General features: G+C 67.3%; 23 protein-coding genes. 14 read left to right on the top strand and 9 right to left on the bottom strand.

From position 1 onward, the window contains the following. Nucleotides 1-19: 19 nt before the first annotated feature. The 3 genes from AC1KVE_RS09545 to AC1KVE_RS09535 all read left to right on the top strand — a co-directional run bounded on the left by AC1KVE_RS09545 (nucleotide 20) and on the right by AC1KVE_RS09535 (nucleotide 3,236). Nucleotides 20-547 carry a M48 family metallopeptidase gene (locus AC1KVE_RS09545; protein ID WP_039520180.1) on the top strand — a complete coding sequence of 176 codons (528 nt, stop codon included), beginning with the start codon at nucleotides 20-22 and terminating at the stop codon, nucleotides 545-547. A gap of 182 nt (nucleotides 548-729) precedes the next feature. Then, nucleotides 730-1,980 (top strand): 2OG-Fe(II) oxygenase, encoded by a 1,251-nt coding sequence (locus AC1KVE_RS09540; RefSeq protein WP_481092346.1) that lies wholly within the window; start codon nucleotides 730-732, stop codon nucleotides 1,978-1,980. Between the two features lie 155 nt (nucleotides 1,981-2,135). Beyond that, a complete protein-coding gene (locus AC1KVE_RS09535) occupies nucleotides 2,136-3,236 on the top strand; it encodes a Glu/Leu/Phe/Val dehydrogenase dimerization domain-containing protein (protein ID WP_102581102.1) in 1,101 nt (366 codons plus the stop codon). A 55-nt stretch (nucleotides 3,237-3,291) separates the two neighbouring features. On the opposite strand, the gene AC1KVE_RS09530 is transcribed toward AC1KVE_RS09535, so the two are convergent. Further along, nucleotides 3,292-6,147: a S8 family serine peptidase gene (locus tag AC1KVE_RS09530; protein ID WP_481092345.1), complete on the bottom strand. Its 2,856-nt coding sequence runs from the start codon at nucleotides 6,145-6,147 to the stop codon at nucleotides 3,292-3,294. A gap of 185 nt (nucleotides 6,148-6,332) precedes the next feature. On the opposite strand from AC1KVE_RS09530, the gene AC1KVE_RS09525 reads away from it, so the two are divergent. The 11 genes from AC1KVE_RS09525 (at nucleotide 6,333) to pdeM (ending at nucleotide 17,719) form a co-directional block, all read left to right on the top strand. Beyond that, complete coding sequence (locus AC1KVE_RS09525) at nucleotides 6,333-7,508, top strand: thiolase family protein (protein WP_024938012.1); 1,176 nt, start codon at nucleotides 6,333-6,335, stop codon at nucleotides 7,506-7,508. 122 nt (nucleotides 7,509-7,630) lie between these two features. Further along, on the top strand, nucleotides 7,631-7,972 hold the full coding sequence (locus tag AC1KVE_RS09520; protein WP_016904096.1) for a hypothetical protein: 342 nt from the start codon (nucleotides 7,631-7,633) through the stop codon (nucleotides 7,970-7,972). 239 nt (nucleotides 7,973-8,211) lie between these two features. Beyond that, nucleotides 8,212-8,538: an XAC1346 family secretion chaperone gene (locus AC1KVE_RS09515; protein WP_024938013.1), complete on the top strand. Its 327-nt coding sequence runs from the start codon at nucleotides 8,212-8,214 to the stop codon at nucleotides 8,536-8,538. Between the two features lie 116 nt (nucleotides 8,539-8,654). After that, a complete protein-coding gene (locus AC1KVE_RS09510) occupies nucleotides 8,655-10,364 on the top strand; it encodes a diguanylate cyclase (protein WP_481092344.1) in 1,710 nt (569 codons plus the stop codon). A 96-nt stretch (nucleotides 10,365-10,460) separates the two neighbouring features. Continuing rightward, nucleotides 10,461-11,018: a bactofilin family protein gene (locus tag AC1KVE_RS09505; protein ID WP_039809913.1), complete on the top strand. Its 558-nt coding sequence runs from the start codon at nucleotides 10,461-10,463 to the stop codon at nucleotides 11,016-11,018. Then, on the top strand, nucleotides 11,015-11,380 hold the full coding sequence (locus AC1KVE_RS09500) for a hypothetical protein (RefSeq protein WP_016903723.1): 366 nt from the start codon (nucleotides 11,015-11,017) through the stop codon (nucleotides 11,378-11,380). The genes AC1KVE_RS09505 and AC1KVE_RS09500 overlap by 4 nt, the downstream gene beginning before the upstream one ends. A 374-nt stretch (nucleotides 11,381-11,754) precedes the next feature. Next, a complete protein-coding gene (locus AC1KVE_RS09495) occupies nucleotides 11,755-12,765 on the top strand; it encodes a ligase-associated DNA damage response exonuclease (RefSeq protein WP_046342116.1) in 1,011 nt (336 codons plus the stop codon). Then, entirely contained in the window at nucleotides 12,762-12,995 is a 234-nt protein-coding gene (locus AC1KVE_RS09490; protein WP_039528398.1) for a hypothetical protein, read from the top strand. The genes AC1KVE_RS09495 and AC1KVE_RS09490 overlap by 4 nt, the downstream gene beginning before the upstream one ends. After that, nucleotides 12,992-14,596, top strand: a complete 1,605-nt coding sequence (locus AC1KVE_RS09485) for an ATP-dependent DNA ligase (protein ID WP_481092343.1) — start codon at nucleotides 12,992-12,994, stop codon at nucleotides 14,594-14,596. Before AC1KVE_RS09490 ends, AC1KVE_RS09485 begins: the two co-directional genes overlap by 4 nt. Then, the gene (locus AC1KVE_RS09480; RefSeq protein ID WP_126965718.1) at nucleotides 14,593-17,085 is read left to right on the top strand and encodes a ligase-associated DNA damage response DEXH box helicase; all 2,493 of its coding nucleotides are present in this window, start codon (nucleotides 14,593-14,595) and stop codon (nucleotides 17,083-17,085) included. The genes AC1KVE_RS09485 and AC1KVE_RS09480 overlap by 4 nt, the downstream gene beginning before the upstream one ends. Beyond that, entirely contained in the window at nucleotides 17,075-17,719 is a 645-nt protein-coding gene (gene pdeM, locus AC1KVE_RS09475) for a ligase-associated DNA damage response endonuclease PdeM (RefSeq protein ID WP_104576346.1), read from the top strand. The genes AC1KVE_RS09480 and pdeM overlap by 11 nt, the downstream gene beginning before the upstream one ends. Nucleotides 17,720-17,751: 32 nt before the next feature. Here the strand turns inward: pdeM and AC1KVE_RS09470 are convergent, their stop codons facing one another. From AC1KVE_RS09470 to AC1KVE_RS09435, 8 genes are all read right to left on the bottom strand, one after another. Then, a complete protein-coding gene (locus AC1KVE_RS09470; protein WP_481092342.1) occupies nucleotides 17,752-19,017 on the bottom strand; it encodes an FAD-dependent oxidoreductase in 1,266 nt (421 codons plus the stop codon). Nucleotides 19,018-19,111: 94 nt separating this feature from the next. After that, nucleotides 19,112-19,318 carry a transcription antiterminator/RNA stability regulator CspE gene (gene cspE / locus AC1KVE_RS09465; RefSeq protein ID WP_003488188.1) on the bottom strand — a complete coding sequence of 69 codons (207 nt, stop codon included), beginning with the start codon at nucleotides 19,316-19,318 and terminating at the stop codon, nucleotides 19,112-19,114. Nucleotides 19,319-19,405: 87 nt separating this feature from the next. Continuing rightward, entirely contained in the window at nucleotides 19,406-20,158 is a 753-nt protein-coding gene (locus tag AC1KVE_RS09460) for an S-methyl-5'-thioinosine phosphorylase (protein ID WP_039809937.1), read from the bottom strand. An 86-nt stretch (nucleotides 20,159-20,244) separates the two neighbouring features. Next, nucleotides 20,245-20,799 (bottom strand): hypoxanthine-guanine phosphoribosyltransferase, encoded by a 555-nt coding sequence (locus AC1KVE_RS09455; RefSeq protein ID WP_016903731.1) that lies wholly within the window; start codon nucleotides 20,797-20,799, stop codon nucleotides 20,245-20,247. Continuing rightward, entirely contained in the window at nucleotides 20,799-21,803 is a 1,005-nt protein-coding gene (nagZ, locus tag AC1KVE_RS09450) for a beta-N-acetylhexosaminidase (RefSeq protein WP_481092341.1), read from the bottom strand. Before nagZ ends, AC1KVE_RS09455 begins: the two co-directional genes overlap by 1 nt. A gap of 139 nt (nucleotides 21,804-21,942) precedes the next feature. Further along, nucleotides 21,943-23,520 (bottom strand): cryptochrome/photolyase family protein, encoded by a 1,578-nt coding sequence (locus AC1KVE_RS09445; RefSeq protein WP_481092340.1) that lies wholly within the window; start codon nucleotides 23,518-23,520, stop codon nucleotides 21,943-21,945. A 186-nt stretch (nucleotides 23,521-23,706) separates the two neighbouring features. Beyond that, nucleotides 23,707-24,747 (bottom strand): NAD(P)/FAD-dependent oxidoreductase, encoded by a 1,041-nt coding sequence (locus AC1KVE_RS09440; RefSeq protein WP_456362933.1) that lies wholly within the window; start codon nucleotides 24,745-24,747, stop codon nucleotides 23,707-23,709. A 15-nt stretch (nucleotides 24,748-24,762) separates the two neighbouring features. After that, entirely contained in the window at nucleotides 24,763-25,446 is a 684-nt protein-coding gene (locus tag AC1KVE_RS09435) for a DsbA family oxidoreductase (protein WP_024938026.1), read from the bottom strand. Nucleotides 25,447-25,470: the final 24 nt, after the last annotated feature.

Below are 25,470 nucleotides of genomic sequence, written 5' to 3'. Positions count from 1 at the left end.
AGCGCCTGCATCGGCGATCATGCGCAGCTCGCAGCAATCGATTGGCATGGACACTCTTCGCTATCTCGCCGGTTACCCGCCCGCCGTCCTGGATCAGGTGCGCGAGCTGATCGCGCAGGACAAGCTCGCCCTGGTGCTGGCACGCCGCTACCCGGATCGCCACAGCATCCGCACCGACCGGCAGTTGTACGACTACGTCAAGGCCATGAAGGAGCGCTACATGCGCTCCTCGCCCACGCTGCACAAGGCGCTCTACGACAACCATCTGCAGGTGGTGAAGCATGCGCTGGGCACGCATACGGCGATCTCGCGCGTCCACGGCAGCCGGCTCAAGGCCAGCCGCGAGATCCGCATCGCCTCGATCTTCCGCGATGCACCCGAACCGTTCCTGCAGATGATCGTCGCCCACGAATTGGCGCATCTGAAGGAGGCCGATCACAACAAGGCCTTCTACCAGCTGTGCAACCACATGAGCCCGGACTACCACCAACTGGAGTTCGACCTGCGCCTGTATCTGACCCACCTGGCGCTGTCCACGGACGCCTGATCGCGCACCGGCTAGAGGAGGCAGCCCATCGCTGCGACCACCGGTCCATGGCCACCGGTCGCCCGCCGGGGACGCACGACCTGCATTGATACCGGCGAGACCGCCATCGACCTACGCGGGCCACAGCGGCGCCCGCCTGGATCAGGCACGACAGGGTTGCCGGCCTCTCCTAGAATGCCTCCATGCAGGCACCGTCCCTCCAGCAGCTCACCCAGGCCGCACAGACCGCCCAACCCGCGGCAATGACGGCGCTGGCACATGCATTGGTGCGTACCGGGCAGCCCGAGCAGGCGCTGGCCTGGTACACGCGCAGTGCGGCCGCAGGCGATGCCGGCGCGCAGATCGAAGCCGGCCGCATGCTGGCCTATGGTGTGGGTAGCGAGGTGGACCTGGCCCGTGCGCAGGAGCACTGGCAACACGCCGAGCGCCAGGATGTTGCGGCAGCGCGCTATCTGTTGGCGACCGTGGCCATTACCGACGCCCCGTTGATGCTCGACACGCAGGCGCAATCCCGCTTGCATGCAGCGGCCGCAGCCAACTACCCGCCTGCGCTGCGCGCGCTGGCCATCCAGCACGGCCGGATCGATCACCCCGCGCAGCAACGCAGCTGCGTTGCCTTGCTGGAGCGCGCCGCCGCAGCCGGTGACGCACTGGCTGCCGCGCTACTGGCCGAGCGCCTGCTGCGTGGCGAAGGCGTCCGGCCGCAACCCGACGCCGCGGCGCAGCTGCTGCGGCAATTGCAGCCGCTGGGTATTGCCGCGGCGCCGTCCGTGCAGATCACGCCGCCGGATCCGCTCGGCGACGACCTCCGCATCCGTTTCGCTGCCCGACATGTCGCAACGCGCCGCCACGACGCGCCCATGATCGAAGAAGTCTGCGGCGTGCTGTCTGCCGACGAGTGCCGCCTGTTGATGTTGCTGGCGCGGCCGCATCTGCGCGCCTCCGAGGTGGTCGACCCCGACGATGCGCGCACGCGCCGCGCGCCGATCCGCACCAGCCGCGGCGCCACCCTGGACCCCATCCTCGAAGACTTTGCCGCGCGTGCGGCGCAGGCGCGCGTGGCGGCCTGTGCGCAGCTGCCGCTGACCCATGCCGAAGCGCTATCGGTGCTGTGCTACGCGCCGGGTGAGCAGTACCGCGCGCATCGCGACTACCTGCCGCCCGGCACGATCGCGGCCGACCGCCCCACTGCCGGCAATCGCCTGCGCACCGCCTGTGTCTACCTCAACGACGTCGACGCGGGTGGCGACACCGACTTCCCGGTCGTGGGCGTACGCGTGCGCCCACGTGCCGGGTCGGTGGTGTGCTTCGACAATCTGCATGCCGATGGCCGCCCCGACCCCGACTCGCTGCACGCCGGCCTGCCGGTCAGCGCAGGGAGCAAATGGCTGGGAACGCTGTGGTTCCGGCAGCAGCGCTATCGGCATTGGTGAACAGATTCATACACTAGCCCCCGCCGACGTGGTTTAAAATGTTGCAGCGCGACGTGATCGGACAGGGTCTGCAGACGTCGCGTTTTTGTTTCCCATTGCACGGGTTCCGGCCCGGCCTCAGGGAAGGCACATCACGCAGCCCCGCGGAGCCTTCGATGCTTTTCGAAACCCTCGACACCACCGGCCACGAGCAGGTGATTTTCTGTCACAACCGCGACGCCGGCCTGAAAGCGATCATCGCGCTGCACAGCACCCGTCTCGGGCCCGCGCTGGGTGGCGTGCGCATGCGCCCCTACCCCAATAGCGAGGCGGCGCTGGACGATGCGCTGCGGCTCAGCCGCACCATGACCTACAAGAACGCGCTGGCGGGATTGAATGTCGGCGGCGGCAAGGCGGTGATCATCGGCGACCCCAAAAGTGACAAGAGCGAGGCGCTGTTCCGCGCATTCGGCCGTTTTGTCGACACCCTGGGCGGGCGCTACATCACCTCCGAAGACGTCGGCACCGACGTCAACGACATGGAACAGATCTATCTGGAGAGCGAGTACGTCACCGGCGTGCACCAGGTGCATCGCGGCTCTGGCGATCCGGCCCCGTTCACCGCCTACGGTGCGTTGCAGGCGTTGATGGCCTCGCTCAATCGCAGGCTCGGCCACGAGGAAGTCGGCAAGACCAGCATCGCGATCCAGGGCCTGGGCCATATCGGCATGGAGCTGGTGAAGCTGCTCAAGGAGCGCGGCGCCAAACTCTATGTGGCCGATCTGAACCCGGCGCTGGTGGATCGCGCGGTGGCCGAATACGGTGCCGAAGCGGTCAGCATCGAGGAGATCTACCAGGTGCCGGCCGATGTATTCGCACCCTGCGCGCTGGAAGGCGCGATCAACGAAGACACGTTGCCGCGGCTGAAGGCCAAGATCATCTGTGGCACCGCCAACAACCAGCTCGCCAGCGCCGCCATTGGCGAAGAGCTGCACAGGCGCGGCATCCTGTATGCGCCCGATTATGTGGTCAATGCCGGTGGCGTAATGAACGTGTCGCTGGAGATCGACGGCTACAACCGCGAACGCGCGATGCGCCTGATCCGCAGCATCTATCACAACCTGGAAAAGGTCTTCGACCTGTCCTCCCGCTTGGGTGTCGCGCCGCAGCAGGCGGCCGACCAGATTGCCGAGGCGCGTATCGAGGCCATCAGCAAGCTCAAACTGCCGCTGGGCCGCACCGCACCGCGCTTCCTGCACAAGCTGCGCGGAGAGTGACCCACCTGTCCAGGCATCTTGCCTGGACAGATGAACCACCGATCAGGCGCGCCGATCAGAAATCGGCGCTGTAACGCAGGCTCAGCGCGCGATCGTCCCCACGCTCGCCCACCCGCTGGTCGTAGCCGAAGCGCAACTGGCTCTGCGGCCCCAACGGCGCGGCCGCGGTGATGCCGAACAGACCACCCGAGCGCGCCGGCTGCATGCCGCGCAACGGCGCCCATGCGTTCACGCCGATGAAGCTGGCATCCAGCGTCAGGCCGTCGCTGCTCAACGCCTGCTGCCATTCGGCATAACCGCCGAGCTGCACGCCGCGCCAGCGATAGGACGAACGCAGGCCGGCCAGCACCTGGGTGCGCGAGGAGGTGCTGGCATCGGCACGCAAGCCGAAGCCGTCGCCGCCGCTTTCGCGGAATCCCTCGCTGCGCAGACGCACATAATCCAGCCCCATGTAGGGCGTCAGGCTGGCGCGCGCGCCACCCAGGCGATACCCGGTTTCCAGGTTGCCGCTGAGGTAACTGCCGCTGTAGTCGCTGAAGGCACTGCTGCGGTCTTCGCCCAACTGCAGGCTGCGCTCGATCTGCCGGTTGACGTTGCCGAAACCCAACTGGCTCAGCGTGTACGCCGACCCCAGCGTGGTGCCCCAGTACAGCTGCCCCTGCACCTGCCGATCGCGCCCACGTGCACCGTCCAGATCGCCCAGGCTGTTGGAGCGCGTTTCGCCGAAGGCAAAGCCGGTGACTGCGCCCGACGCCAGGCGCAGGTCGTTGCCCATCATCCAGCCGGAGGTGGCGAATCCTGCGGTGGTCACGCCACCTTCGCCCGGCCCGCCGAGCGCACGCTGCCAGACGCCCAGCATGCGCGGCTGCTGCGACAAGCCGTCGAAATGCGAGGCCAACGCACGCCGCCCCAGATCGATGGTGTCGAAGGTCGTCGCTGCCGACTCGGCATGCGCACGCCCGGACAGACTGCGCAGCGAATCGGCGGCAGCCTTGGCATCCGGCGACTGCTGCAACGCCGCTGCGGCGCGGATGAACCCGCTGCTGATGCCGCCAGTGCCCTGCAGTTGCTGCGCATCCACCTGCTGGAACGCCTGCTCGACGCGGATTGCCGAATCCATCGCTGCCGTGCCGGTCATACCCAGCGTGGCGGCGACGGCGGTGGCATTCAAGCTGCGCAAGGCAAGGTAAGCCGTATTGCTGTCGTACGTCAGCGAGGCATCCAGGAAGGTCACGGCCGCGCCGCGGCTGAGCGTGTCGAACGTGCCCTGCAATCCGCTGCTGGCCTGCAACAGCGTGTAGGTCGCGTTGTCGACCACGTAATCGCGGCGGCCGAGCACTTGCAGATCACCTGCAATCGTCGCGGTCCCGGTCACGTTCACCCGGTCGCCCACGTTCAAGGCAAGGCGACCGTTGCTGGCCTGCGTGTAGTTGCCCGCGATCGACAGCGTCGCACTGTTGACCTGCAGGGTGCCGGCGTTATCGACGCGTCCGCCGATCCTGCCCGCACCGATCAACGTCGCACCATTGGCGATGCCAACGCGCGCACTCTGCAGACTGGCCGTCTGCAAGGTGCCGCCCAGCACCTGGGTGTCGCCGTTGAACGTATTGGCGCCACTGCTCAACACCAGCGTACCGGTGCCGCGTTTGGTCAGACCACCCGTGCCACTGATGTCGTTGGCCCAGGTGGAACGCAAGGTGTTGACGGTGACATCCACCGTGCCCCAACCAAAGCGCGCCGGCCCCAGCACCGCCTTGCCGACATTGAGCAGGCCGTAGCCGAAGGTCGGGTCGACGCCGGCCGCACCCAGATCGGTGGCCGTTCCCAATAGCGTCTGCCGCACCAGATCGTTGCTGAAGTACGGAAACGCCTGCCACACCAGCGCAGCCGCACCGGAGACCAACGGCGCCGCAAACGAGGTGCCGCTGCCGTAGAAGTAGCGGATATTGCTGGCGGTCGCATCGGGGTCGAGGAACATCGAGGTGCCCGGTGCCACCAGGCAATAGCGCATCGCCACGCCACAGGCATTGGAGTACGAGGCCAGCTGCGTGGGATTGGCGGTATCCAGCGCAGCAACGACCAGCCAGCCGCGTTCCAGATCGGCGGCAGGCAGCGTGCCATTCGGGCCCAGCTGGCTGGGCAGCGCGGCGGTATCGGAGGGTTGCGCTCGCGATTCGTTACCCGACGCGAACACCACCAACCCATCGTTGCCGATGACGAACGGCCGGTATTCCTGCGCAATCTGGTTGGTCACCGCCGGGTCGTTCCAATACAGCCCGCCCCAGGAATTGTTCATGATGCGCACGCCGGCACTGATCAGATCGGCATGCACCGGACCCAGGCCAAGCGGGCCATCGACCTCGTTGCCCTGACCGCTGCCGTCATCGTCCGGCGCTTCGTCGCTGATGATGCGTGCCGACACCAGGCCGGCGCCGCTGGCAATGCCGCCCGGCCACTGGCCCACTGCGCGCCCGGCTGCCAGCTGCGCGACCACCGTGCCGTGGCCCACCACATCGCCCGCAGCGACATTGTTGGTACGCGGATCCACATAGATGAAGCTGTCGCTGACCCGCCCCTGCAAGGCCGGATGATTGGAATTGATGCCGGTATCGATCACGCCGATGCGATAGCCCGCACCGGTGAACCCCAATGCCTGCGCAGCGCGTGCGTTGGTCAGCGCCAGATGCGCGTCGAATGCGGGTTCCGGGGTCGTCGGCGGTGCCACCACCGGCGGCGGAGGCGGTGGCGGTGGCGGTGAAGTCGGCGGCGGTGGCGGCGGTGGCGACGTCGGTGGCGGTGCCGTCGGTGTACTCGGACGGATACCACCGCCCCCACCACCGCCGCCACACGCGGTCAACGCCACGGCCAACGCCGAGGCCAGGACAGTCCTGGCGACGTCTGTCTTGTTCATTTGATGCTCTCCCCGAACCCATTCCATGGATAGGGCCCAATCCTGGGCCCGAACGCCGTCTTTATACTGCATCCTCACACGGCTGTCGCAGCTGATTGCGTAGCGAATGTCGCAGCGCCGGGGGCGTGCTGGCGCGAACCGAGCATGAGGCAGATAATCGTTTCACTTTAAACGGTATCTCCTTTATGTCCGACATCGTCATCGTTGCTGCCAAACGCACTGCCATCGGCTCGTTCCTTGGTCAATTCAACGGTGTGCCGGCGCCGACGCTCGCCGCCACTGCGATCCGCGGCGCGCTGGCGCAGTCCGGCGTCGCGCCGGCCGACATTTCAGAAGTCATCGTTGGCTGCGTCCTGCCGGCCAACCTGGGCCAGGCGCCCGCACGTCAGGCGGCGATTGCCGCAGGCATCCCCACCTCCACCGGCGCCACCACCATCAACAAGGTGTGCGGCTCGGGCATGAAGGCGATCATGTTCGGACACGATCTGATCAAGGCAGGCTCGGCCAGCATCGTGGTCGCCGGCGGCATGGAGTCGATGAGCAATGCGCCGCATCTGCTGCCCAATTCGCGCACCGGCAACCGCTACGGCAACTTCCAGGCGGTCGACCACATGGCCTGGGATGGTCTGACCAACCCTTACGACGGCCAGGCGATGGGCGTGTTCGGCGAGGCCACCGCCGAGAAGTTCGGTTTCAGCCGCGCCGATCAGGATGCGTTTGCGATCGCCTCGGTCGAACGCGCGCAGGCTGCCCAGCGCAGCGGCGCGTTCGCCGATGAAATCGTTCCGGTCACCGTGGCCACACGCAAGGGCGAGGTGGTCGTCGACAGCGACGAGCAACCGGCCAAATCCGACATCGCCAAGATCCCGACCCTGAAGCCGGCCTTCAAGAAGGACGGCAGCGTCACCGCCGCCAGCTCGTCCAGCATCTCCGATGGCGCGGCGATCACCGTGCTGATGGGCGCAGACGAGGCGCAGCGGCGTGGCATCGCACCGTTGGCGCGCATCGTGGGGCATGTCACCCACTCGCAGGAACCTGAGTGGTTCACCACTGCGCCGGTCGCTGCCATCCAGAAGTTGATCGGCAAGATCGGCTGGCAACTGGACGAGGTGGATCTGTTCGAAATCAACGAAGCATTCGCGGTGGTGGCGATGACGCCGATCGCCGAGCTGGGCATTTCGCACGACAAGGTCAACGTCAACGGCGGTGCCTGCGCTTTGGGGCATCCGATCGGCGCATCCGGTGCCCGCCTGGTGGTGACATTGGTGAATGCGTTGCGCACGCGCGGTGGCAAGCGCGGAATCGCGACCCTGTGCATCGGCGGCGGCGAGGCGACTGCCATCGCTATCGAATTGATTTAATTGTTTTTAACGGCGATTTTGCAAAACTGAATGCGCGCACGCTTGACACTGGTCTTTGGACCGTCATCATGTCGGGGGCGCGCAATAGCGCGTTGCCTAATCTAACGACGAGGATTGAAACAATGACCATTAACAAGCTGCTGATCGCAATGGCTCTGGGCCTGGCCCTGACCGCTTGCTCGAAGCCGGAACAGGCTCAGGACGCTGCTGCTTCGGCTAACGAAGCTGCTGCCGACGCTCAGACCGCTGCTGACCAGGCTGCTGCCTCGGGCTCGCAGTCGGCTGACGCCGCTCAGGCTGCTGCCAACACCGCCGCTGCTTCGGCTGATACCGCTGCTGACGCTGCCCAGGCTGCTTCCGGCGCCGCCACCGACGCTGCTGCTGAGCAGGCTGCCGACGCTGCCAAGACGGCTGAGAACACCGCCGAAGCTGCTAAGGACACCGCCGAAGAAGCCAAGAAGTAATCACTTCTTAGCTCCAAGCGAGTTCGGAAAAAGCCGCTGGTTTCCAGCGGCTTTTTCTTTGCCCGCGATTTATAGGCGCCTGGCCAGCGTTGCCGTTCCTGCACCGGAGCGGCTCCCTGTCGCGACGTGCACGGTGCATGCCGCCCGTTGGCTGAATGGCCGGCCGCGCATTGACGCCGGCTGCATCGGCCCGTGCATAAGCTCGCTCTTCCAACACCGGAACAGGAACAGGACCACCCATGAAGACGATCCGCATGCTGTCGCTGAGCGCCATCGCCGCTCTCACCCTCGCCGCTTGCCAGGGCCCTGACGCCGAGCAGGCGCAACGCGATGCCGCCTCCGCTGCCAAGCACGCTGCGGCTGCGACCGAACAAGCTGCCGATCGCGCCGCCGTGCAGGCCAAGGCCGCCACCGCCGATGCACGCGTGGCTGCACGCGAACTGGCCGCCGATGCGAGCCGCGCAACCGCCAATGCCGCAGACGCCACTGCCGACAAGACCCGCGAGATGGCCAACAAGGCCGAGCAGAACGCCGACAAGCACGACGCCGAACATCAGCAGCATTGATTGACCGTGTGACCGTATCAGCAGTTTGCGAACGCGCCGGCCAAATTGGGCCGGCGCGCTTGTTTCCCGCCAACGGCGACCTCGTGTTGTCGAGGCTGGCAGGCTAGCATTCGTCCATGCCCTCCTCTTTTACTGCGCGCCGCCGCAACCAGCTGGCGCTGGCGTTCTCTGCCCTGATCTTCATCGCCATCGGTATCGGCATCTTTGTCGGTGCCCGTCGCTCGTTGGCCGATGCAGCACTCGTCTCGCATACGCATGAAGTGATTGGCCGGGTCGACGAGATCCAGGCGCGCGTGCTGGACGCCGAATCGGCGCAGCGCGGCTTTCTGCTCACCGGCAACGATGCCTATCTGCTCGACTATCAGACCAGCGTCGAGCGCCTGCCGATCCTGCTCGACAACCTGCGTCGCCTGATTGCCGACAATCCCGACCAGGTGCAGCACCTGGACACCTTGCAGCGACTGGTGGAAACGCGCCTGCAGCAGATCCAGCACGTGCTCGACGTGTACGCGCAGCAGGGCCTGGAGCCGGCCCGCGCGGGCATCCGGCAGACCGCCTTCCGCACCACCAGCGCGATCCGCGAGCAGGCGCTGACCATGGTGCAACGCGAGCAGGAGCTGCTGACCCAGCGCGCCGAAAGCAGCCGACAAAGTGCGGCCTTGCTGCTGGTGCTGGCACTGGCCGGCATCCCGTTCGGGCTGGCGGTGGTCGGTATCGTCTATGCCTTGCTGATGCGCGAACTGCGGCATCGCTCGCAGGCCGAGAAACTGGCAGCGCAGGCCAATCGCGAGTTGGGCGACAGCGTCGTTGCGCTGCAACGCAGTACCGCCGATCTCAATCTTCTCAGCCGCTATACCGGCCTGTTGCAAAGCTGCATCAGCGCAGAAGAGGCGCTGATGGTGAGCAGTCGCACCCTGGCCAGCCTGCTGCCGGGCGTTGCCGGAAGCGTGTATCTGCTGCGTGCCTCGCAGGATCGCGCCGAAGCGATCAGCCATTGGGGCGAGCCGTTGGTGCACAGCGCGCCACATCTGCTGCCTGAAGAGTGCTGGGCGCTGCGCCGTGGACAGCCGCACATCGTCGACGACCTGGGCCGGGATGCGCTGTGCGCGCACATCGGTACGCCCGAGCCCGGCAGCGCCGTCACCACCGCATGCCTGCCGATGTCCGCGCAAGGCACCCAGCTCGGCTTCCTGTTCCTGTCTTCGCCGGGTCCGGGGCCGATGCCCCGCCTGGAAATCGCCGAGGCGGCCGCCGAACAGCTGTCGCTGGCGCTGAGCAATCTGCGCCTGCGCGAATCGCTGCGCCGGCAGTCGATTCGCGACCCGCTGACCGGGCTGTACAACCGCCGCTATCTGGAAGAATCGCTCAGCCACGAACTGGCGCGCTGCGCACGCCGCGGCCTGCCGTTGTCGGTGCTGATGCTGGACGTGGACCACTTCAAGCAATTCAACGACAGCCAGGGCCACGCCGGCGGCGATCTGCTGCTGGCGGCGCTGGGCGAGTTGCTGCTGACCCGGCTGCGTGCCGAAGACGTCGCCTGCCGCTACGGCGGCGAAGAGTTCACGGTCATTCTTCCCGAGGCCGATGGCGTCGAGGCGCTGCGCGTGGCCGAGGACATTCGCGGCCACATCGCGGCCCTGGCAGTCAGCGACGGCCCGCGTTCGTTGCCGCGGGTGACGGCCTCGATCGGTGTGGCCAGCTTCCCGGTCGATGGCGAACTGGGGGCCAGCCTGATCCAGAAGGCCGATGCAGCCCTGTATGTCGCCAAGCACGGCGGCCGTAACCGGGTCGAGCGGCATGGCGCCGCCACGCCCGCAGTGGACTGAGCACGCGCGCCATCGGTGCTGGTTTGCGTAACCCGTCACACAAAAGATCGGTCCGCGCGGCGATAGTCGGTCTTGACCCCCGAGCGAGACAGTCCGATGTCGATGTGGCGCGATCAAGGTCCCAACAAGAAAGACGGCGTTCCCGCAGCCCCTGAGGTCCCGGCTGCCGATGGGCGGCTGTTCACTGCCGAGGCCAGCCCGGCACCCCCGGTGCCCGCCGCCGCGCCACCGAGCGCCGCACCCGCCGCGGCCACACCGCAGCGCCAGAGCGAAGCCAAGGAATCGCTGATCGCCGCCGACATCAGCATCGAAGGCAAGATCGAGGGCGCCGGTCACGTGCGTCTGGCCGGCCGCTTCAAGGGCGATGTCAACGTCAAGGGCGATCTCACCATCGAGCGCGGCGCCAAGCTCAACGGCGGCGTGCGCGCCAACAAGGTGATCATCGCCGGAGAGCTGGAGGGCAATATCGAATCGGCCGCGCAGGTGGAGCTGCAGACCTCCGGCGTGCTGGTCGGCGACGTCAAGGCCGGCAGCCTGACCGTGGCCTCGGGTGCGCGCATGCGCGGCCAGGCCGATTTCGGCTGGGGCGAGGACACCGGCAAACCGGTCGTTGCGGCCAAGCCGGTCGTCAGCGGAGACAGCGACGCCACATGAGTGCGCCCCGCCCGGGCACGCCCGGTGCCACGCGCAGCTGCCCGCACTGCAAGGCGACGATCCTGGAAAGCGCCAGCGTCTGCCCTGCGTGCAAGCACCACCTGCGCTTCGACTCGGCGGCGGCGCAGCACGCACAACCGGCACCGATCGTGCCGCTCAAGGTCGACGGCACCATTCGCCATCCCGCCGATGGCGATCCATGGGAATACACCGTGGTGGTGGTGGTGCGTAACGGCAAGGGCGAGGAGATTCGGCGCCAGGTCGTGGATGTCGGCGCAATGCAGGGCGGCGAGGAGCGCGGCTTTACGCTGGCGGTGGAGGCGACTGCGGTGCGTTCGCCTGGGCGGCGGTCGCGGCATTAGGGTTTGGGGCGGGGAATCGGGATTCGGGAGTCGGGAGTCGGGAGTCGGGAATCGGGAGTCGGGAATCGGGAATCGGGAATCGGGAATCGGGAATCGGGAATCGCGGCGGATGATGCGGGCCAGCGCCTGCGTGGGTGTTCGATTTCAGAGTGCTGACTGATTATTCGATGCGCAATGGTGCGAACTGGCGGCGGGCGTGCTGCATTGACGGACAGTTCATGCCACTCCAGGCGCTTGCTCGAGTCGATGGCCTTGCCTTGATCGCGCACTGGCTCGACTAGCGATTGCGATCTGCAGGCCTTGCCGCAGTGGTGCGTCGATGCGTGCCATTCCCATTCTCAGGATCTGCACACCGGCTTGGCCAGAGTTGCCGCATGCGCAACGGCAACGGACAACTTGGCGATCTGGTGGTGCTTGGCCCCGAAGGCCTGTATTGCCCGCAGGGCGACTTCCATATCGATCCCTGGCGGCCGGTGCCACGTGCGGTGATCACGCATGGGCATGGCGACCACGCACGCAGCGGCATGGGCGAATATCACTGCACGCACGAGAGCTTGCCAATCCTGCAGTGGCGCCTGGGCGAGCAGGTCTATCACACGCATGCCGACGGCGAAGCCTTCGAACTGGGACGCGCGCGGGTGTCGTTGCATCCGGCCGGGCATGTGCTCGGCTCGGCGCAGGTGCGCATCGAGGTGGATGGCGAAGTCTGGGTTGCATCGGGCGACTACAAGCGCCAGCACGATCCCACCTGCAAACCGTTCGAAGTGGTGCCCTGCGATACCTTCATCACCGAAGCGACCTTCGGGCTGCCGGTGTATCGCTGGCCGGATACCGCCGATGTCGCGGCCGATATCGTCGCCTGGCGCCACGAATGTGCCGAGCGCGGCGAGGCCGCCATTCTGTATTGCTATGCCTTGGGCAAGGCGCAACGTGTGCTGGCCGAATTGCGCGCCTGGGATACGCAACCGGCCTTGCTGCATGGCGCGATCGCGGTGGGTGTGGAGGTGTATCGCCAAGCCGGCATCCCGATGCTGGACACCCAACCGGTCAGCGACCATGCGCGTGGCGCCGACTACGCCGGGCAACTGGTCCTGGCGCCGCCATCGGCGGCCGGCAGCGCCTGGATCCGTCGCTTCCGGCACGCGCAACAGGGTTTTGCATCGGGCTGGATGCGCATTCGCGGCAATCGCCGGCGACGCAACTATGACCGCGGTTTCGTGGTGTCCGATCATGCCGACTGGCCGGACCTGCTACGCACCATCGAAGACACCGGCGCACGGCGGGTGATCGCCACCCACGGCAACACCGATGCCTTGATCCAGCACCTGCTGGAACGCGGCGTGGCTGCCGAAGCCTTCCGTACCGATTTCGGAGCCGAGGAATGAACCCCCTGCCTGCACGTCGTTATGCGCGCGCGCGCCCACGGATCCGCTTGACCGGCGCACTCGCGTTCCGTCGCCACGCATTGGCATTTCGCGTGCACCGCGCATTGCCGGCGGCGGTGATCGGGCCGCCACGGCCTTACCGGCGCCCGCGCTGTCTGGGCGCATTTACGCGGCGCGCGCTGGAACTGCGTGCTGCCGACAACCGCACCAAGCTGCAGGGCCCGGCGTGAAGCGATTTGCCGCGTTGTACCGCACCCTGGATCGCAGCACCGGCACGCTCGACAAGCGTGCAGCCTTGGTCGCGTATTTCCGCAGTGCGCCACCGTTCGATGCGGCGTGGGCGCTGTACCTGCTGGCGGGTGGCAAGGTGGCCAGCACGCGCATGCGCATCGCCAGCAGCGGCGAACTGCGCGAATGGATCACCGACACCGCCGGCATCGCCGACTGGCTGGTGGCCGACAGCTACGACCATGTCGGCGATCTGGCCGAGACCCTGGCCTTGTTGCTGGACGACCCGATCGCCGAGGCGGCCGATCTGCCGCTGGCCGAGTGGATCGAACAGCGGTTGCTGCCGATCGCCAACCAGGACGTGGAAGTGCGCAAGGCCTGCATCGTGCAGGCGTGGCGCAGCCTGGCCTTCGACGAGCGCCTGGTGTTCAACAAACTGCTCACCGGCGCCCTGCGCGTGGGGGTGTCGCAGCGACTGGTGCAGCAGGCGCTGGCGGAGATGTCCGGGATAGAGATCGCGCGCATTGCACAGCGCATGCTCGGCAGCTGGCGGCCGCATCCGGGCTATCTGGCCAACCTGCTGACCGCCGAGGAACTGCCCGGCGATCGGCAGCAGCCCTACCCGTTCTTTCTCGCCTCGCCACTCGAAGCCGAGGTCGAGACGCTGGGCGCGGTCGATGACTGGTTGCTGGAATGGAAATGGGACGGCATTCGCCTGCAGCTGATCCGGCGCGCCGGCGAAGCGGCGTTGTGGTCGCGTGGCGAGGAACGCCTGGATGGCCGTTTCCCGGAGATCGAACAGGCCGCGCTGCAGTTGCCCGACGGCACGGTCATCGATGGCGAATTGCTGGCCTGGCAACCGGAGCAGCCCTTGCCGATGCCGTTCACCGCCTTGCAGACGCGCATCCAGCGGCTCAAGCCCGGGCCGAAGACATTGGCGGCGGCGCCGGCGCGCGTGGTTGCCTACGATCTGCTCGAGCTGGATGGAGAGGATTTGCGCGAGCGCCCCTTGCAGGAGCGTCGCGCATTGCTGGAAGGCGTGCTGAGTACGCTCGCCGACCCGCGCATCGTTGCCTCGCCGCTGGTAAAGGCCGGCGACTGGCAGGTGGCCGCGCAGCTGCGGCTGGATGCGCGCGAGCGCGGCGTGGAAGGGCTGATGCTCAAGCGCGCCAGCTCGAGCTACCAATCCGGCCGCCGGCGCGGCGACTGGTGGAAATGGAAGATCGACCCGCTCACCATCGATGCGGTGCTGCTGTACGCACAGGCCGGCCATGGCCGCCGCAGCACGCTGTATACCGACTACACCTTCGGGCTGTGGCACGAGGGCCAGCTGGTGCCGATCGCCAAGGCCTACTCGGGGCTGGACGACAAGGAGATCCTGCAGCTGGATCGCTGGATCCGCGCCAACACCACCGAACGCTTCGGCCCGGTGCGTGCGGTCACCGCGCACCATGTCTTCGAACTGGGGTTCGAAGCGGTCAACCGCAGCGCGCGGCACAAGTCCGGCATTGCGGTGCGCTTCCCGCGCATCCTGCGCTGGCGACAGGACAAGCCGATGAGTGAGGCAGATCACCTGAGCAGCCTGCAGGCGTTGGCACGGTGAGTGCTGCCGCGCAGACACGCGGCACGCCCTTGCAACAATGGCGTGCCTGGTTCGCGCAGCGCGGTTGGGCGCCGTTGCCGTTTCAACGCGATGTGTGGAAGCGCTATCTCGCGGGCGAGTCCGGCTTGCTGCATACCCCCACCGGCAGCGGCAAGACGCTGGCAGCCTTCGGTGGGCCGCTGCTGGAGGCCTTGTCCACGCGTGGACGCAAGCCGGCGAGCAAGCCCGCCACGGCCGCGCGACGCCAGCAGCAACGCACGCTGCAGGTGCTGTGGATCACGCCCCTGCGCGCACTCGCCGCCGATACCGCACGCGCGCTGCGCGAGCCGGTGGAGGCCCTGGGGCTGGATTGGCAGGTGGGCCTGCGTACCGGCGATGCCAGCGCGCGCGACAAGCGGCTGGCGCGCAGCGGCAAGCTCGATGTGCTGGTCACCACGCCCGAATCGCTGGCCTTGCTGTTGTCGTATCCCGACACCGCACCGCAGCTGTCGGCGCTGCGCTGCGTGATCGTCGACGAATGGCATGAGCTGCTCGGCAACAAGCGCGGCGTGCTGCTGCAGCTGTGCCTGGCGCGGCTGCGTGGCTGGGCGCCGCAGTTGCGCATCTGGGGCCTGTCGGCAACGCTGGGCAACCTGGCTCAGGCGCGCGACGTGCTGTTGCCACATCGCCCCGATGCCGCGCTGGTATCGGGCGTCAAACCCCGCGCGATGACCCTGGAGACGCTGCTGCCCGACAGCGGCGAGCGCTTTCCGTGGGCCGGGCATCTGGGTCTGGCGCAGCTGGCGCGCGTGCTGCAGAAGATCATGCAGCAGCGCACCAGCCTGGTGTTCACCAATACGCGCGCCCAGGCCGAGTTGTGGCATCAGGCCTTGAGTGCGGTGTGGCCGGACGATCTGGCCACGCTCGCGTTGCATCACGGCTCGCTGGACCCGTCCTTGCGCGCGGCGGCCGAGCAAGGCCTGCGCGACGGCAGCCTGCGTTGTGTGGTCGCCACGTCCAGCCTGGATTTGGGCGTGGACTTCCCGGCTGTCGATCAGGTGCTGCAGGTCGGCAGCCCCAAGGGCATTGCACGCCTGCTGCAACGTGCCGGCCGCGCGCGCCACCGTCCGGGCGAATCCGGGCATGTGGTGTGCGTGCCCTCGCATGCACTGGAACTGGTGGAATACGCTGCCGCGCGGCGCGCCATCGTACATGGCCAGATCGAGGCACGGCCGCCGCCGCGCCTGTCGCTGGATGTGTTGGCGCAGCACTGCGTGACCCTGGCATTGGGCGGCGGTTTTCAGGCCGATGCCTTGTTCGAGCAGGTGCGCGGCACCGATGCGTTTGCGGCACTGGATCACGCCACCTGGCAGGCGGTACTGGACTTCATCGTGCAGGGCGGCAGTGCGCTGGCGCATTACCCCGATTTCCACAAGGTCGTGCGCGACGAAGAAGGCGTGTACCGGGTCATCGACCGGCGCGTCGCGCTGCGGCACCGCCTGTCCATCGGCACGATCACCAGCGACGGCAGCGTGCGCGTGCAGTTCCTACGCGGCGGCCGCCTGGGCGCGGTGGAAGAGCAGTTCGTCGGCCGCCTGCGCCGTGGCGATCGGTTTCAGTTTGCCGGCCGCTTGCTGGAGCTGGTGCGGCTGGAAGACATGACCGCCTACGTGCGCGTGGCCAAGGGTGGCAGCGGCGTGGTGCCCAAATGGATGGGCGGGCGCATGCCGTTGTCCTCGGCCCTGGGGCGCGAGGTCGAAGCGGTGTTTGCCGATCCCGGCGACGCGCCGGAAATGCAGGCGCTGGCGCCGTTGCTGCGCCTGCAGGCCTCGCTGTCCTCGCTGCCCGGGCCGGACCATTTGGTGGTGGAAAGCATCAAGGCGCGCGATGGCCGGCACGTGTTCGTGTATCCGTTCGCCGGCCGCCAAGTCAACGAAGGGCTGGCCGCGTTGCTGGCAGCGCGCTGGGGCCGGCGTCAGCGCAATACCTTCAGTTTTGCTGCCAACGATTACGGATTCGTGCTGTCGCCCGCGCAGGATGTGGAACTCGATGCGGGCGTCCTGCAGGCGCTGCTGTCGCCGGAGGGGCTGTTTGCCGATCTGCGCGACAGCCTCAACCTGGGCGAACTGGCACGCCGCCAGTTCCGCGAGATCGCGCGCGTGGCCGGCTTGCTGTCGCCATCGCTGCCTGGCCGTGCACCACGCAGCCTGCGGCAGCTGCAGGCCTCCAGCGGATTGCTGTACGACGTGTTGCAACGTTTCGACCCAGATCACCTGCTGCTTGCCCAGGCCGAGCGCGAAGTGTTCGAAGGCCAGCTCGAACTGGCGCGGCTTGCGCATGCACTGGAAGATTGCGCGCGGCGCGAACTGCGCCTGTGCAAACCGCGCAGCCTCACCCCATTGTCGTTTCCGTTATGGGCCGAACGCGTGCGCGGCCAACTGAGTACCGAAGACTGGAAGGCCCGCGTGTTGCGCGCTGCCGAACAACTGGAGCGTAAACATGGGCGATAGCGTGCAGTTGCAGCTTGCTGGCGAAACAGTGGAACTGCTCGGCGAACGCGCGCTGTATCGACCGGCGCAACGCGCCTTGCTGATCGCCGACCTGCATCTGGGCAAGGCCGATGTGTTCCGTCGCGCCGGCATCGGAATGCCGGCCGGCGGCACCGCGCACGATCTGGAGCGGCTGGATGCGCTGCTGGAGCAACACGACGTGGACGCGTTATGGATCCTAGGCGACCTGCTGCACGGCCCCGTACCGCGCGCGGCCTGGCATCGCCGCTGGAGCGCATGGCGCGAGCGCCATTGCGCGTTGCGCGTGATCGCCATCCGCGGCAATCATGACCGCGCATTGGCGGGCGCCGACCTGCATATCGAAGCGGCCGGCGAACAGGTCGAAGATGGCCCCTTCGTGCTGCGCCACGATCCGCTGCCGCATCCGACCGGGCATGTGCTGTGCGGGCACCTGCATCCGCTGGCTGCGCTGCCCGGCATGTCGCGTCGCTGGCCGGCGTTCTGGTTGCGCGAGCGCGTCACCATCCTGCCGGCGTTCTCGCATTTCACCGCGGGCATCGTGCCAACGCTGGTCGAAGGCGAGCGCCTGGTCGCCTGCGTGGAAGACGATGCGCTGGCATTGCCGGTGCGTTAGCGGGCGCGGCACTGCGTAGGCCGCCGCTTCTTCTATGCGGCCGCTTCGGCCTTGTCGACGGCAACACGCGGCACCGGTTGCGCCAACGCGTCCACAAAGTCCGGCGCCAGTGCTAGCTTGCCGAACCAGCCGTGCTGGGTGCCGCTGAGCACCCGCAGCATATGCCCGCGTCCGCCGGGCACGCGTCCCATCGGGCGCAGCAGCAGATCGCGCCCGTGCGCCCAGAGATCGCGCTCGGACTGGAACAACGGCGTCAGCCAACGGCTCCAGCGGTGATAGATCGCCACATGCGCCTGGCGCTCGCGCTGATAGTGCTGCAAGGCCGCATCCAGATCGGCGCCGGTCCGCAAGGCATCGCGCAGCGCCAACGCATCCAGCAGCGCCATGTTGACGCCCTGCCCCAGCTGCGGACTCATCGCATGCGCGGCATCGCCGGCCAGCACGAAGCGGCCGCGATGCCAGCGCGTGACCACCGCATCGCGATAACTCGCACGCGCCAATGCGCCATGCACTTGCACGGTTTCCAGACGTGCATGTGCATCCGGCCACATCTGCGCAATCTCCTGCCGCCATGCGGCAATGCCGCGCTGTTCCCACGCGGCAAAATCGCTGCACGGCAGGCTCCAGAAAAAACTCAGCCGTGGGGTGGCGTCGCCCGGGCGCGTGCCCACCGGCAGCAGGCCGATCATCTTGCGCGCGCCGATATAGCGCTGGCGCAACTCATCGACGAACGGCCAGTCCTCGCGTGGCAGCAAGCACCACAACGCACCCCACGGATACACCCGATCCAGCCGCGTGCCCTGCGCCTGCGCGCGCAAGCTCGATGCAGAACCATCGGCGGCAATGATCAGATCGTAGGGGCCGTGCCAGTGCCCGCGCTGATCCTGCACGCGCGCGCCGTCGTGATCGATCGCGGTGATCCGGGTATCCACATGCAACTGCGCGTGCTCCGGCCAAGCCTCGCGCAACAGCGTAAACAAGGCGCCGCGCTGCATGCCCAGGCCCATCAGCCGCGCATCCAGATCGCGGTACTGCATGTCCATCACCGCGCGTCCGCACGGCGTTTCGCCATACAGCCGGCGCACCGGTGCGCCATGCGCGAGCGCCTGTGGCAGCAGGCCCATCTTCCACAGCACCTGCAACCCGCTGGGCTGCAGCAGGAAGCCCGCTCCCACCGGCCCTGGCGTGGCGGCACGTTCGAACACGTCCAGCCGGTGGCCGTCGGCGCCCAGCAGCACCGCCAGTGCCTGCCCCGCCGTTCCATAACCCACTACCGCAATGCGCAATGCTCGCTGCATGTCCTTTGCTCCCTGGACGGCACCGACCCCGCATGGGCCGATGCAAAAAAAACCCCGCCGTGGCGGGGTTCTTCAACCGCACAATCGAGTCACATCACTCGACCGGCGTGATGTTCGAAGCCTGGGCACCCTTGGGGCCCTGGGTCACGTCATAACTGACGCGCTGGCCTTCCTGCAGGCTGCGGAAGCCCTTGGAGTTGATCGCGGAGAAGTGCGCGAAGACATCGGCGCTGCCGTCCTCCGGTGAGATGAAGCCAAATCCCTTGGCGTCGTTGAACCACTTGACGGTACCGTTCGGCATGGTGATGCGAGACCTTTGCAATAATTAATGGGTGGTGTACGGCGATGCGTACGCGCCGAGTATGCAAAGCTTATGCCCTGATGACAATCACCCGCGTGCAAGTTCGCCGATCAGCTCCGGCAATCCGGACGAGGCGGCATCGACGTTGGCCAACACCTCCGCCATGGTGATTTCCTGCGCGTCGCCACAGCCGGCCGCCCAGTTGGCCACGATCGCCAAACATGCATATTCCAGGCCTTTTTCGCGTGCAAGAGCCGCTTCGGGCATGCCGGTCATACCGACCAGATCGCAGCCGTCGCGACGCATGCGGGCGATCTCTGCAATCGTTTCCAGTCGCGGCCCCTGGGTTGCGCCGTAACATCCGCCGGCGACCATCGTGACGCCGGTCACCTTGGCGGCGGCGATGACCTTGCTGCGGAACATCGGCGAATACGGATGGCCGAAATCCACGTGCTGCACCTCGCTGCCCGGCTCCTCGCAGAAGGTGGACACGCGGCCCCAGGTGTAATCGATCAGCTGATCCGGGCACGCCAGCACGCGTGGGCCGAACTGCTCGGTGATGCCGCCGACGGTATTGAGCGCCAGCACCCGCGCAGCACCGATTTGCTGCAGCGCAGCGATGTTTGCGCGGTAATTCACCTTGTGCGGCGGCAGCGAATGGCCTTCGCCATGGCGCGCCAGGAATGCCACGCGGTGGCCCAGCAACATGCCCACGCGGATCGGGCCGGAGGGCGCGCCATACGGTGTTTCGATGTCGTGCGTCTGCACCTGATCCAGCTGTGCGAGCTTGTAGACGCCGGTGCCGCCGATGACGGCCAATGCGATGGAAGTGGAGGACACAAGCAACCTCTGCAACGAAGGACAGGATGGTGACGCGCAGCCCTGCGCGCCGGGCTGCCCGCAGCGACGCGGGCAAACTGCGGCAGTTACTGCTTCATCGCGTAGATGGCGGGAATGCCGCGCAGCTGCTCGTTGACGTCCATGCCGAAGCCGAACACGTAGCGGTCGGCCACTTCCACGCCGACGTAGTCGGCGGCCACGCCGGGCACGCAGCGGTCGTGACGCTTGACGGTCAACACCGCCACGCGCACGTCGGTGGCGCCCTGCTCCAGGCACCACTGGCGCACGCCCTGCAGCGTGTAGCCCTCGTCGAGGATGTCGTCGACCAGGATCACCCGGCGACCGAACAGCGCAGTGGCCGGACGGTGCTTCCACACCAGCTCGCCGCCGGTGGTTTCGCCGCGGTAACGGGTGGCATGCAGGTAATCGAACTGCAGGTCCTGGCCGCGTGCGCCCAGCTCCAGCGCCAGCTGCCCGGAGAACGGCAACGCGCCGTGCATGATGGTGAGATACACCGGCACTTCGCCGGCATAGTCGCGCGCGATCGCGTCGGCAATGCTGGCGACCGCCGCATCGATGGCAGGGCGGTCGACCAGCAGATCGGCTTGGGCCAGGGCCTGGGAAATGGTGAGCGTGGACATCAGGCAGTTGTTCCGAAAGAGGCGGAAAGGGGAGTGGTGAATGAGGCGTCGGAGCCGGCGAGCAGGCCATCCCAGCCCAGCGCGCCGCGGCCGATCAGGCCGATCAATGCTGCGGTGTTGAGGCTGCGGCCTTGCACGGCCTGCAGCGATTCGTCGACCAGTTCCGGGTGGCAGACCAGCACCACGTCGCAGCCGGCATCCAGATGCGCATGCACCCGGCCCGCCACGCCGCCGGCGCTGAACGAGGCGGCCATGCCGATGTCGTCGGAGAACACCACGCCGCGAAAGCCCAGTTGCCCGCGCAGGATCTGCTCGATCCAGCGCGGCGAATAGCCGGCCGGTTCCGGGGCGACCTGCGGGTAGACCACGTGCGCCATCATCACCGCGTCGGCACCGGCCTCGATGCCGGCCATAAACGGCAGCAGATCTTCGGCCCGCAGGACCTCCAGCGGACGCGGGTCGCTGGCATGGTCGACGTGGGTGTCTTCCAGTACGGTGCCGTGGCCGGGGAAATGCTTGAGCGTGGCGGCCATGCCGGCGCCGTGCAGCGCCTGCACATAGGCGCGGGTGAAGCTGGCCACGATCTGAGGATCGTCGCTGAAGGCACGATCGCCGATGGCGCGGTTGCCACGGCCTAGATCCACCACCGGTGCGAAGCTCAGGTCCACGCCGCTGGCACGCACTTCGCTGGCCATCAGCTGCGCATGCGCGCGCGCCGCGGCGAGCGCGGCCTCCGGGTCCTGCGCGTACTGCGCGCCGAAGCTCTGCAGCGGCGCCAGGGCGCTGTAGCCGTCGCGAAAGCGCTGTACGCGCCCGCCTTCCTGGTCCACGCAGATCAGCACCGGGCGCGGTGCGGCCGCGCGGATGGACGCGGACAGCTCGGCCACCTGCGTGCGCGAGGCGAAGTTGCGCTTGAACAGCACCACGCCGGCGACCGCGTCGTGCTGCAGCCAGTCGCGTTCCTGTGCGCTGAGTTCGGTACCGGCAACGCCGATCAGAAGCATGTTGGGGGACTCCCGGGCCAGGCGCCAGGTTGGCGCAGCGCGGCATTGTCGCAGATGCGCGTTGCAGCGTCAGATCGCGCATTCAGGCAGGCCCGTGTTTCCGGCCGTCTCGGCCCCGCCACTGCCCTTCGATTGCAGCTCAGAGCACCTCCAGATTCGCCCGCCAGTGCGCGGCCTGCGCCTGCACCTGCTCCAGTACCTCCGGTGCCATGGCGTCGAGCTGCCGGTAGGGCAGCGCCAGGCGCTCGTTGGCGCCCAGCAGCGTGCGCTGCCGCGCCAGGAAATCCCAGTACAGCGCGTTGTACGGACAGGCCTGCGGGCCCACCCGCACCTTGCGCTGATAGCGGCAGCCACCGCAGTAATCGCTCATGCGGTCGATATAGGCCGCGCCGCTGATGTACGGCTTGCTGCCGAGCAGGCCGCCGTCGGCGAACTGGCTCATGCCGACCGTATTGGGCAGCTCCACCCACTCGAACGCATCGATGTAGATGCCCAGGTACCAGCGATGCAGGGCCTGCGGGTCCAGCCCCGCCAGCAGCGCGAAATTGCCGATCACCATCAGCCGCTGGATGTGGTGCGCATGCGCGTTGGTCAGCGAATTGCCGATCGCATCGGCCAGGCAGCGCATGCCGATCTGCCCGTCCCAGAACCAGTGCGGCAGCGGCGCATGCTGGTCGAGCCGATTGGACAGCGCGTAACCGGGCATCTGCGACCAATACACGCCGCGCACGTATTCGCGCCAGCCCAGGATCTGGCGGATGAAGCCTTCCACCGATGCCAGCGGCGCATGCCCGTCATGCAGGGCCGCCTCCGCGCGCGCGATCACCTCGCGCGGATGCAGCAGCTTGACGTTGAGCGCGAACGACAGCAGCGAATGGAACAGCCGCGGGCTGCGCGTGCTCATCGCATCCTCGTAGCGACCAAAGTGCGGCAACGCATGCGTGATGAAGGCATCCAGGTGCTGCAAGGCTTCGTCGCGATCCAGCGGCCACGGCAGCGCATCGGCATTCGGCGCACCGAAGCTACGGACCCCGGCTGCCTTGATGGCACTCCAAAGCGCGCGGTGATCGTGCGCGGCGCGCCACTCCTGCGGCGCGGGCGGATCGCCTGGCCATGGCGCACGGTTGTCGTGATCGAAATTCCAGCGCCCGCCTTCCGGCTCGCCTGCGGCATCGAGCAGGATCCGGTGGCGGCGACGCATCTTTCGATAGAACACTTCCATGCGCCATTGACTGCCCGCGCGAAAACACCCGGCCACCTCATCGCGCTCGGTCAGGAAATGTTCGCTGTCGACCATGCGCGTGGCGAACGGCTGCCGCGCGCACCAGTGCTGCAATGCTTCGTCCAGCCGCCATTCGTCTGGCGCCTGATACTCCAGCTGGCTGGCGCGGTAATGCGCGATCAGCGCGTCCAGATTGGCGGGAATCGATTGCCGATTGCTGGGATTGTCGATGGCCACGTAACGCACCCGATGACCGGCCTGCCGCAGACGCGCGGCAAACGCGCGCATCGCCGCGAAGATCGCCAGGATCTTCTGCGCGTGGTGCAGCACGTAGTCAGTTTCCTCGCGCACTTCCATCAGCACGTAGACCACGCCCGCATCGGTGACATCGAACCAGCTGTGTTGCGGGTTGAGCTGATCGCCCAGGACCAGGCGCAGCGTGTGTGCAGCTGGCTGCGGGTGACGCTCGGCTGCGGTCGCGTCAGGATTGCTCATCTATGCCGGACGCGTGCACGCGCACAAAGCATCGCAGCGATCGAGGTTGCACGCGCGCGCGCACTGCATAGCGGCACATGGTCTGCCATGCCTGCGCGGCCCGTTTGCGTTGGCGAACGGCCTGGCGTGCAGACGCGCTCTGCATCGACACGCCAGCGCATATCTCCCGCCGCGCATGCCACCGCATCACTCCTGCCCACTGCAGGCGGCATCGCCGGCACACACACGCGCAGCCAAGGCCACACCGCTTTGCCAGGCCCCTTCGACCTTGCCACCGGCCAACCAGTCGCCGCAGATGCCGATGCTCAACGGCGCATCCCAGGCACAGCCGATCTGCAAGGCAGGCTCAGTGCTGGCCACCGTCCAGCGATACGCATCGCAGGACTGCGGCAGGGGCAGGCCGAGCGCGGCCAACGCGGGCAACACGCTGGCAGTCACCGTTTCAGGCGTTGCGTCCAGATGCGCCCGACTCCAGTCGGCAGTGGCATGCAGCAGCCAGGTTTCCACGCCATCCCTGCCCGGCTTGCTGGCGTTGCGTGCCACCCAGCGCAACGGGCCGGCGTTGACGAACAATGCGTCGTACCCGGGGTCGACCGGCATGTCGAAACGCAGCACCACCGCCCAGGCCGGCTGCATCCGTGCGTTGGCGGCCGTCGTCGCCAGCGTGGGCGCGCCGTCCGCCAGCAATGCAGCTGCAAGCGGTGCCGGTACCGCCAGCAGCACGATGTCGAAGCGGCAGTTGCGTGTCGTTCGGTCTTCTGCCACCTGCAGTTGCCAGGTGTCGCCACTGCGCTGCAGCGATCGCACAGAGCTGCCCAACCGAATATTCAGGGCTGCCGCCAGCGCACGCGCCGGTGCGCCCATGTCCGGCACCCCGACAAAGCGCGTCAACCCGCCCTGCGACGCACGCAGGTCGGTGCCATCCCAACTGGCGACGCGCGCAGGCCAGACCGCCGCGTCACCGCGCGCAATCCATGCCTCCACTACTGCGGCAAACGCCGGGTCGCGGGCGGTGAAATACTGCGCGCCGTGATCGCACTGCCAGCCAGCGCCGCCACAGCTGCGCATGCGTCCGCCGGGCATGTCGCCCTGCTCGAACAACGTCACGGTCAATCCCGAAGCCTGCAGCCGTTGCGCGCAGGCAAGTCCTGCCAGCCCGGCGCCGATCACCGCAACCGTCCTCGATGGAGTGGGCCGCGTCATCTCGTCAGCGGCAGGCCGTTGCAACACGCCGCCGGCCGTTCACACCGCGCAGCCGTCCGGCCCGCAGGCATCGGGACCACCGATCGGCGCCGATTCGGCGGCCAGCTGCAACAGTGCCTGCGCAAAGCTCTCCGGCGGCTGCGCGCCCTGGATCAGGCTGCGTCCATCGATGACGAAACTGGGCACCGCACGGATTCCCAGCGCAGCGGCCTGCGCCAGCTGCGCCTCGACGGCAACGACGCCTTCGTCGGAGTCCAGCAGCGCGCGCACGCGGGCCTCGTCCAGACCGCCAGCGGACCCGGCAGCGACCAGCGTTTCGGTGGCACCAACGTTTTGGCCTTCGGCAAAATGCGCATGGAACAGCGCTTCGATCACGGCCTGGACATCGCCCTCGCGGCTGGCCAGCCAGATCAGCCGATGCGCGCGCAATGTGCTGACCTGCACCTGCCCACGCCCGAAATCGAACGGCAGGCCTTCGGCGCGCGCAGTGGCCTGGGTCTGCGCCAGCATCTGCTCCACGCGCGCGGCACCGCCGAACTTTTGCGCCAGCGCATCACGCAGCGGGGTCGGCTCCAGGCCAGCATCTGGGTCCAGCTGGAAGGCGTGGTAATGGATGTCCAGCGCCGGTGCCTGCGCACCGAGTGCGGCCACCGCCTGCTCGAAACGGCGCTTGCCGATCCAGCACCAGGGGCAGACCACGTCAGACCAGATATCGATGCGCATGGGCGGGGATTGGAGATTCGTCAT

It is taken from the genome of Xanthomonas sp. NCPPB 2864 (assembly GCF_056675615.1).
The sequence above is the reverse complement of the archived record's forward strand: the minus strand, read 5'-3'. Positions and strand labels throughout refer to the sequence as shown.